Origin of the sequence: Sodalis-like endosymbiont of Proechinophthirus fluctus (assembly GCF_001602625.1) — a bacterium.
In the GTDB taxonomy this organism is placed as follows: domain Bacteria; phylum Pseudomonadota; class Gammaproteobacteria; order Enterobacterales; family Enterobacteriaceae.
Genome location: NZ_LECR01000023.1, coordinates 21,063 through 30,770 on the forward strand (window position 1 = coordinate 21,063; position 9,708 = coordinate 30,770).

The 9,708-nt window shown below is 49.7% G+C and carries 5 protein-coding genes and 3 pseudogenes; 1 reads left to right on the forward strand and 7 read right to left on the reverse strand.

Annotation, left to right across the window (positions count from 1 at the left end):
• Positions 1 to 258: 258 nt before the first annotated feature.
• The 6 genes and pseudogenes from mnmA to BG74_RS02630 form a co-directional block, all read right to left on the reverse strand.
• A complete protein-coding gene (gene mnmA / locus BG74_RS02600) occupies positions 259 to 1,332 on the reverse strand; it encodes a tRNA 2-thiouridine(34) synthase MnmA (protein WP_066596384.1) in 1,074 nt (357 codons plus the stop codon).
• 345 nt (positions 1,333 to 1,677) lie between these two features.
• Positions 1,678 to 2,060: pseudogene (locus BG74_RS10245) on the reverse strand (NUDIX hydrolase).
• A gap of 57 nt (positions 2,061 to 2,117) precedes the next feature.
• Positions 2,118 to 2,649, reverse strand: a pseudogene (locus BG74_RS20305) (pseudouridine synthase).
• 615 nt (positions 2,650 to 3,264) lie between these two features.
• Complete coding sequence (locus BG74_RS12525) at positions 3,265 to 3,654, reverse strand: hypothetical protein (RefSeq protein ID WP_187202527.1); 390 nt, start codon at positions 3,652 to 3,654, stop codon at positions 3,265 to 3,267.
• Positions 3,655 to 4,271: 617 nt separating this feature from the next.
• Positions 4,272 to 5,340: pseudogene (locus BG74_RS16115) on the reverse strand (argininosuccinate synthase domain-containing protein); the annotation flags it as partial.
• Positions 5,341 to 5,612: 272 nt separating this feature from the next.
• A complete protein-coding gene (locus tag BG74_RS02630; protein WP_066596395.1) occupies positions 5,613 to 6,020 on the reverse strand; it encodes a helix-turn-helix domain-containing protein in 408 nt (135 codons plus the stop codon).
• A gap of 1,864 nt (positions 6,021 to 7,884) precedes the next feature.
• Between BG74_RS02630 and BG74_RS19375 the strand changes: the two genes are divergently transcribed.
• Positions 7,885 to 8,010: a hypothetical protein gene (locus BG74_RS19375; protein WP_369678489.1), complete on the forward strand. Its 126-nt coding sequence runs from the start codon at positions 7,885 to 7,887 to the stop codon at positions 8,008 to 8,010.
• A gap of 874 nt (positions 8,011 to 8,884) precedes the next feature.
• Here the strand turns inward: BG74_RS19375 and BG74_RS02645 are convergent.
• Positions 8,885 to 9,708: metal ABC transporter permease (locus BG74_RS02645; RefSeq protein ID WP_073961046.1), on the reverse strand; the 824-nt coding region annotated here is incomplete at its 5' end.

Genomic DNA, 9,708 nt, shown 5'->3' on the forward strand with positions numbered 1-9,708 from the left:
CCCGCCAGTGCCAGCGTAATGTCAAAATAGTTCTTGGCCAAAATGACTCCCTGTATCCATCCCTGAGGTTAAGTCCACCCATGTCTGCCGGCCGCTCAACGGCGTAGCAGCCCCGCTACGCGTGCGCGATCATGTTATAAAAGCGCAGCCAAACACAGAGGTAAAGGCGCTAGGTGAGCGTTTCCCCACCATATAAGGGTTTTATGCCGAGTCACCTACCATGGAGCTGCCGGTAAGAATGCCACCGTCGCGGGGGTCTCAGTGAGGCAACGGCTGGCGTGCTTCAATGATCCCGCCACCTAAACAGCGTTCCGCCAGATAAAATACCGCTGACTGGCCCGGCGCTACGGCGGCCACCGGCTGATCGAAGGCCACGTGAAAACGTCCGTCCGGCAGCGGTGTCACCAGACACGCAATGTCCGGCTGACGGTAACGGGTTTTCACCATACAACGTAGCACGTCTGTAAGCGGTTGCCGATCGACCCAGTGCAGCTGGCCGGCGACTAGACCAGTAGACATTAGGCGCGGATGCTCATGGCCCTGGGCGACAATCAACCGATTATTATAAAGATCTTTGTCCACCACATACCAGGGCTCTTCGCTGCCGTCGCGAGTGCCGCCAATACCCATCCCTTTGCGCTGACCTAATGTATAGTACATCAACCCTTGATGGTAGCCTACCTCCTGGCCGTCAACCGACATTATCGCGCCCGGCTGCGCCGGCAGGTAGCGTCCGAGAAAATCGCGGAATTTCCGCTCGCCGATAAAACAGATACCGGTGGAATCTTTTTTTGCAGCGGTCGCCAGGCCGAGCTCGGCGGCGATGCGCCGCACTTCCGGTTTGGTTAATTCCCCAATCGGGAACAGGCAGCGCGCAAGCTGCGTATGGCCTAACGTATAGAGAAAATAGCTCTGGTCTTTATTATAGTCCAGACCGCGCAGCAGTCGGCTTTTTCCGTCCACGTCTGTGCGGCGAGCATAATGGCCGGTGGCGATAAAGTTGGCGCCGAGATCCTCGGCAGCAAATTCCCAAAAGGCTTTAAACTTGATTTCCTTATTGCACAAAATATCCGGATTAGGCGTGCGACCAGCCTGGTATTCGGCGAGGAAGTGCGCAAAAACGTTATCCCAATATTCGGCGGCGAAATTAGCAGTATGTAGCGTGATGCCCAGGGTGTCACACACTGCCCGGGCATCAGCCAGATCGCTTGCCGCTGTGCAATATTCCTCATTGTCGTCCTCTTCCCAGTTTTTCATGAACAGCCCCTCTACCCAATAGCCCTGTTGCTGTAGCAACCAGGCGGAGACGGAAGAGTCAACACCGCCGGACATACCCACGATTATTTTTTTTTACCATTGTCTGACATGGGATTCTCACGAAAGGGATGACCACCGCGCGGCGCAGTAAAACAGGCGGCACATTCTATCACGATCCGACCCCGTGCTGCCACTTCCACTTCCTAAGGAGCGATTTCGTCGCCCTTTTCGCCCATTGGGGGCGAAAACCATCATATACGCACAATGCGGACAATCAAGGCGATCGTGGAGCCGATCGTGTACAGTATTGCCTCCCTCTTTTGCCGGAAACTTGATGCCTTTTTTGCCGGAAACTTGATGCCTTCAAAACGGGCAATTGAATTTTTGGAGGAAATTAAGCGGCATGAGTTCGCTACGCTGTTATCTGCGAAGACTTTCCGCTACCAGTGGCGATCGCAACTGGTATCGGCGGGTGGCCGAAATCAGCGATCGATGTCGTCATCCTGCGGAATAGCCGTCACGCAGAAGTGGCAAATCAATAACGAACAAAACCGCAGAAACGAAGTGTTATCAGGTGCAATCCATTGATGTATCCTCGGTAGCGCATGTCGTTGAACGTGGATACCCGCTTTTTCCCCAAAGTTCACACACCTCACGGCTTCGATAAGAGTTTCATCTGCCTTGAGATGACCGGCCGGATGATTCCAGCGCGGCTGACCGTGAATTGTTTCCTCTACCACCAAAAATAGCCCTCCACCTGTACCAATAAGGCGACGGTAAACGGTAACATGAGGCTTGAACATAGCGAGGCGTTTTCCTCCATAGATAGGGAAAAAGCATTACGCCAGGACGATATCGCGCTACTCTCCCTGTGACAAACCGGCTAGGCACCATTCTGCTATTTGATAACGTATCTGCCGCAGCGTGGGATGCTCAATATGGGCAGTCATATGGTGATGGCGGTTTTTCCCCTCATTTAGCGGTCAACCCGCAACAAGCATTTAGGAATCTCCAGGTGCACACGGATCAGCAGTGTTCGAGGCCATAACTATTCAGGCTCGTCAACGCGCGTCACGCGGGCAGGCAGAGTCAGGCTGACTTTCAACGGCAGACCAGAGTGGAAGGCGGATAGAGCGGCCTCGTCCGGTTCACCTTCCACTTGAACGTAGTAGATATTAAGATTTTCTGTGCCGGCTGCGTCAACCTTGCCTGTAGCTTACCCTCATTGGTCAGGATCATCAGCCCTTCGCTGTCGCAATCCAACCGACCGGCGGCGTAAAATGACGGTATGGGAATATAACCTTTGAGCGTAGCGCGACCGGCATCATCGCTGAATTGCGTAAACACGTCATAGGGTTTATTGAACAGGATGACACGGTGCGTATCTCGCATTGGCGCGGTTTTGAGGTGAAAGTCGCGTGCTGGGCTGGGCTTTTTGATAAGGGAGCATGCTCTGTCGGGGTTAGAAAAAACAGTATACCGGATTATGGACCTAGCGCGTGCTAAGCAGCACGGCGCCGCGGCGGTAAAAAAGCAGGCCCGCAGGCCCGAAAAATTGGGCAAACTACAAACTTGCATGTGGAACACTAACTCTAGCCAATGGTGGAGGGGGAAGGGGAGGGGGAGGGGCGCATCTTTTGCTTCACGGTAACAAATTAATAGTTAAAAATTGTTATACAACCCCGTCTTAAGTGCGTAAGCGGTGGATAGCGGATAATTTCCCGGTCGGTTGCGGAGAAAGCGCTGCTGGTAGCTTTGAATAAGCCAGCAAGGGCATTATAAGGTGTTAAACGGTGTATGCGCGGATAATGTCAAAATAACGCAAACACACTACTATTAGGCTCATCGGCCATGTCAACCTAATGATTTCCTAGGTAATAGACGAATGTGTAGGGAAGAATCGTGACTCAACAGGACGGGTGACGGGCGCCGCGATGAAAAAGTCCGAGATATAAATGTGCGTGCGTCAGCGCTTCTCAAAGGGGATATAGCTTTATCGATCCTATTTTATATTAGTGATCTTAGAGTGTAGTAATTCATCGTGCCTTTGGGCAGCCGGTCAGTTAAACAGCTTTTAGTCGGTGCTGTTTCCTTACCCATCACTTTCAGCGGTGGGAACTCGCTTTCATTGAAAAGTACATTTTTCGTAGGGATGGCAAGCATGATGCCCAACTGTGCCAATGCTTCCATCAGGCGAATATGATTTTCAGGGATATATCCAGCGTGTTCTGGTCGCGCTGTCTTCCTGGCGTTTACCGCTGCGAAACGAATGGAACGCTTACGGCCACAGCCTATGGCTATCAGCGAAAAAACAGACGTCGATTGAGCTAATACTCTAGTTCTCGGCGCATATTTCGAGTAGTAGCGGCTCTGGCACAGGTAAGTTTTTATCCGCATCGCGGTATGGATTTGTCGCTATTGCTCTGACGGGTGACTTTTTTGGCGGACCCCGGCTGGAGAAAGCGCACGCACGTTCTGGGTCGGCTATCGCTGTACCGCCGCGGTGCCGGCGAGGTGGAGACGGGCACCGTTCAGGCCCGCAACAGGGGATTTTGCGCCTGGGAAAAACTCCGGGGTCTTTCCCCCACCAGCTCGGCGCAGAGGGAGCGCGTGAATTACTGCGATCGATGTGACAAGAGTTGCACTTGGCTGCCGCGTTGACGGCGTGTCGGCGAAGAACGACGCTGGCAGCATCCGGGGGACATGGCGGCCAATAATCATGCCTGTGGCTCCTCAAGTTAAGACATCTGCCTGGCGTTAAAGATATCAACGGGCGTGATGAGTACCCTATAATAGCCATGGGGCGAAGAGGGAACGGATGCTGGTAAAAGGGCGCCTTCGGCAACGCATTTCTGACGGTAAGATAGCGCCGATGATGGATCCCAGGGCAATCGCCGTGGCCGGCTTATGATAGAGTGTCGGACTGGAAAAGGGAATTATTACCCGCAGGCCCAGCTGTCAGCAGTAGTCGGTGATATCTAGATATGGAGAGAAGACGCTCCGCTATACTAGATCAAATTATCGGAAATCATATTCAGTATGAAGTAATCGTTACCGCGGTGCAGTTGCAGCGTTACTTCGCCGGCTATTTCTCTGGCCACCCAGCGCTAGGTCGCTTCACGTAGCATCAGCGCCTGCGGATCGAACCAAAGCGGCCATAATACAGCAGACAGCCCAATTGTCGGCCGTTGGAGTGATACTGGTCGATGGTATCTTAGTTATAAATTCTCGTCAATAACCGTTCATAGCCGATATGTAACAACATCGCCCGGTGCTTCACATAAATGCTGCTGCTTTTCGTCTCTATAATGAATGCGGTGTTAAATCTGATCTCTCATGCCAAAGTCGTGACGCCCACACCGATACGGTTTACCTACAGAAGCACCGAAAACTGGTCGTCGAAGCGCTGGCCGTTGATCGCTACCAGCAAGCCGTGCTAAAGCATAGGGTCACTTAATTCCGCCGGGGACAGATACGTTTTCATCCTAGAATTTGACTCCATGATGGGGTTGACGATCTTCACTCTGGAGTTGAGATACTGCAACTCTTTCATCTCATGGGGTGGCACCAAGAATATTGGAGTCGGCGGAGTAGTAGAGTAGGCTTTCTCGGCTGATATTTTGTAATCAAAACTAGCGTCGGTCATGAACTGCGACATCTCCTGACGTTCGCCGAGCTCATTTATAAAGTCGGTGTCCAGACAGGGGTTATAGATTTTCAGCTCGGCATTGGTCAGCAAAAAATAGCGATAATACGCTCGGCATCGTTACCTTTATTGTAAGTACTGTCATCGCTCCAGATATTGACGCCATCCTCTTTCATCGTGGCAATGAGCATAGTACCGGTTACAGCATGGCTAAGCATAGTGGTGTTGAAATAAGTCACGCCACCGGCCATTTTATGAAATGAGCTGCACTTGGGCGGCTAGAAACTTTCCGCCACCAGTTGTTTGCGACAGTCAACCAGACAGGATTTTTCTGCGCTGTAGGATTAATGCCTTGCGCTGGATGACGTCATAATCATCTTCTCCCAGCTGGCCGAAACTCACGGTAAGGCCTAAAGTACCGCCCCTTTCTGACGTATTCATAACAGTGCGGCACTGGCACTTGCATCGATTAACCGGTAGATGTCCGAGAATCGTTTCCATTGATGTAATCCCTATAAAGGAAAATGACAGCAACAGGCGAAATTGCCCGTCGCGGCAGGCAGCTGATGCATCTTCTTAAGGAAACTTCCCTCGGAATGCTATCCTTAACCGACGCCGTCTGTCAGGAAACCATACTACTGGGGCTTTACACCATCCGCGGCTGCCTCGGCCCCCCATAAAGGGGTTGTCGCCCTCCGCACTGTCGAAGTTATTTATCGCTGGAGGACGTTTTGACCCAGGGTGTTTCGGTTGCCGCCGCTACGGCACGGCCCTGCGCGATCGCGATATTGCCCAGTGTGTTTCGAGAAGCGACGGTCGCTGTTGTCGCGAGAGGGCCATGTATGCGCGCATAGGCCAGCCCGTAGCGATAAAGACGCGCACCAAGCCAAATCATACCGTTATCGTTACGCTCGAGTAAACGGCTCGCCACCAAAACACCCACCAGTGAGTAAATGCTGGACAACGGGGCGGCAAGATCTTTCGCCACTTCATACGTCGTGGCGGGGCACTGCCGGTTTTGTAAACAATCGAGGATTTGCAACGTGCGCTCGATGCTGCGCACGCGGGTACGGCGCTGGCTACCGGTTTTGTTGGGGGCTTGCACGCTTTCGTTCATTGTCGTCTCCTGAGCTGCGAAGTAGGACTGCCGCCAGCCCGGCGAGTCACCCCCGGAGCGTGCTGGCTAACTGCGGGCTATAAACCTGCGCAGCAATCTGACCGGAAAAAGAGGTGCCAATCGGGAGAGCCTGGCTCATGCTCCACTATCGGCAACTGGTGGAAAATATTTAGAGCGGCCGGCCCTTTTTTGCTGTGCCAGGATTGCGGCGTTTAAGGGGCAAGGAGAGTGGAGTGGCTAGCTATTTACTCAGCGCGCTTATCGCTGCCGAAAATTATCCTTGACCGCGGAGAGCTCCTGATGTCCTCTGATGGCGGAATAGTGCAGCTTGGCACAGAAATACATGCAGGTGAGATGGTAGACAGTATCACTTCCTTCCTTGTAGTTAATCTGCTGTCTGACTGGGCGCAGATTTTAAGTCTACTCTCGATAGTGGCATGACACTCAACAGCGCCGCTGGCAAGGTGCTGGCGCATATCAACGCCACAGGCGGTATGCGCGCCTATTTTATTGCGCGTTGGTCCATTCGCTATGGTATCACACGTCACCATTGATGAGTCAGAGCCCTTTCGTGCCTGGATTGACTGTGGCGACGAATGTACCTGGGTATCGGATACTATCTGGTTAGGGATAGTTATCATTGATGATGCTCAGATGCCGTGTCGGCCTACCGCTTTCGGGTAGTCAGCTTGCTGCCCGGAGAAGCGTTTCTGACCTTCCGTCAGAATCTGATTGAATGGCTCTTTCATGACCTCAAGCCCGCCACACCCAGGTAGTGTTTAACTACAAGAAACAATCGTCACAGTGAAGGACATTATTTCGCCGACTGAGACTACATTCAACCTATTTCACGATGGTGTGACCATCCACTGGTACCAAGGAGACGGCAGTGCACACTAAATGATTAAATGCTATGCATGGGGAGATGATTAATACCCATACAGAGACTAGCTGAAGTAGGTATGAACCAGACAGTAGCCAGTCGGCATAGTTAGCTTTTTGCGGCGGATGAAGGCTAATGATATCTATATTTCCATATTTAAATCAGAATAGCGGGATGATACTAGCGTCATTTCTTATTTTTACTCTACAATTTGAGAATATTTATGCCGCTTATTCTTATCGGTATTTAAGGTTTAAACACACTAACCATCCTAAAAAATTAACAGCGCTAATACAGTGACTATTCCTGATATAGCTACACTTAATATTCTTTGGCAGGCGATAGCCATGTTTAGTAAAAACATCGCAATCCTGATGTAGAGGTGCTTGTAGTGAGATTATTGCCATATCTTATCTTACAAGAAATTAAATAGGAGTATAGGCGTACTACGCTATCAATAATTTCTTTTCTTGTATAATTTTTAGTACAAAATAGGAGCCTGTAGTATAATATGGTGGGAGCGTGAATTTTTCGAATAAGCATCAACTAAAAATACACATTTGCACAAGAACACTTCCTCTTATATTATGAGGTATTCTTGTGCAAATGTATATTTTTTGACTGACTTCTTCATTTAATAAACATTCACGATTTCACCCTGTAGGTCTTACAATTATATAATAATTTATTTTAATAATAAATAGTCTATATCTAGATAACAGTATTGTACCTTGATTTCCCGAATAAGACGTAACAACAAATCGTGGAATATTATCATCATAATAATGATATTATTTTATTGATTTTAAATTTTTAATTACATGATTGCCCTACGTTCCCGATGGGATCTTACATGTTATAGTTATGTTAATAACAATTTTAATATAAATAATTGTTATTTATTCATAAAAGTTACAATCCTGTATAAGGATAGCATTGATGAGTACGCCAATCATATTATGAGTAGAAGGGAAGCGGCATCTGGCCAAATGTCTTTTATCGTACTTTCCTGAGCATAAATGCTACGTTAAACCCTTCTGTGGAGGGGCTGAGCTGTCTTTCCAACTAGGAATCAGTCACTGTAGAAATTCAAAACGATACCAATGACGAATTAATAAACTTCTATTGGATGATTAAACACCCATTGTAAGAATGTATGCGTCTGTTTAAATGGGCTTTAAGCAGCTGTTTAATTTGCTAATAGCAACAACACCTGCGCAAACGCTGATCGATATAAAGCGAGTTGTCCGATATTATGCACTTTATCCTCTCACATTTGATGGGAATGCGAGAGGGATGAAGTTTGGTAATTTTACTGTGCAAGCACAGGAAGTTAGACTCCTAAGAATTGAAGAAAAGCTGTTGCAGGTTTACCTGTGGTTTTCTAAGGCGATCATTGGTTATCGTGAATAGCAAGGTTTGTATTGAAAAAAAAAGATGATAAGCCGCATAGATAGATTATTTCACCTTGATCTACCTTATAGGAAGACTCAAGGCTTTAGCCTAGCGTTCGAACTGTCATACAACATCTTCGATAGACTAGATAATTAAATATTATCATAATAATATTCACAATTCATACTATCGAAGTTGTTAACTTAAACTACTTATTAGTCAGTAATCACCTTTGCAAGTGTGCAAATGATTCTGGTTTATGCAAGATAGCTATTTTTATAAGTTAGATGAGTTCAGAATAGCCTGCAATTCAGTGCAAATATTTTGCATCGCTAGTGCCGGTCATTATCGCTACACATTTGTAGAGTGGGCTATTTACCACATTGCTATGGCACAACTCGATACAGCGGCCATGGATAGGCAGTGTACAAGGCCCAGGGTATCAGGTTTAACGGCAGATGGGCTTTCCGCCATGGCGCATCGTTGAGGTGTCCCCGCGCGGATGTCGCCGGATGCGCAATGCGGCAACGTGCAGCACAAAGCAGGTACCCCAACCCCGATAGGCGGGCTCCGGCTGACCTGGATGTCAGCCCCGAACACCGCGGCTTACGCGTCGTCTGCCGGTAGTGTGGCGGTAGGCCAGCACCAGTACAAACAGCAGACTCTGTACCAGCACGATACAGGGACCGGTGGCAGCGTCGAAATGAAAACTTAGCAGCGTGCCGCTGATGCTGGCAGCAGCAGCAGTCAGCAGTGCTAGCGCCAGCATGGCATCAAAGCGACTGCACAACGTTAAAGCGGTGATGCCGGGCGTAATCAGCATAGCGATCACCAGAATAACCCCCACGGCCTGAAGCGCCACCACTACCGTTAACCCCAGCAGGCATAGCAGACCATAATGCAGGATAGGAATGCGTAGGCCTAGCACTGTCGCCTGTCCCACATCAAAGCAGTACAGCGCCAGATCCCGTCGCTTGAGCACCACTACCAGGGTGACTATACCGGCAATCGACAGGGTATGTAGCAGTTCGCGTGGGGAAATGCCGAGCACGTTGCCGAATAAAATATGGTTAAGGTGCTGATCGGTATCAATACGGGTAAACAGCACCAGACCGAGGCCGAACATGCCGGTGTAGAGTATACCCATCACCGTGTCCTCTTTCAGCCGGCAGCGATCACGGATATAGCCGGTACCCAGCGCGCAGCTGATTCCGGCGATAAAGGCGCCAACCGCCAGGGATATACCGGCGGCATAGGCCAGTACGATCCCCGGTAGCACAGCGTGGGAAATCGCATCGCCCATCAGCGACCAACCTTTGAGCACCAAAAAACACGACAGCACTGCGCAGACAATCCCCGTTGCTAGCGCTGCGAGCAGCGCGCGCTGCATAAAGGGGTAGCCTAATGGCT

Coding starts and splice junctions, on each gene's coding strand:
- BG74_RS02630 (WP_066596395.1), bottom strand. CDS start 6,020: ATGAACGAAAGCGTGCAAGCCCCCAACAAAACCGGTAGCCAGCGCCGT.
- mnmA (WP_066596384.1), bottom strand. CDS start 1,332: ATGTCCGGCGGTGTTGACTCTTCCGTCTCCGCCTGGTTGCTACAGCAA.
- BG74_RS12525 (WP_187202527.1), bottom strand. CDS start 3,654: ATGCGGATAAAAACTTACCTGTGCCAGAGCCGCTACTACTCGAAATAT.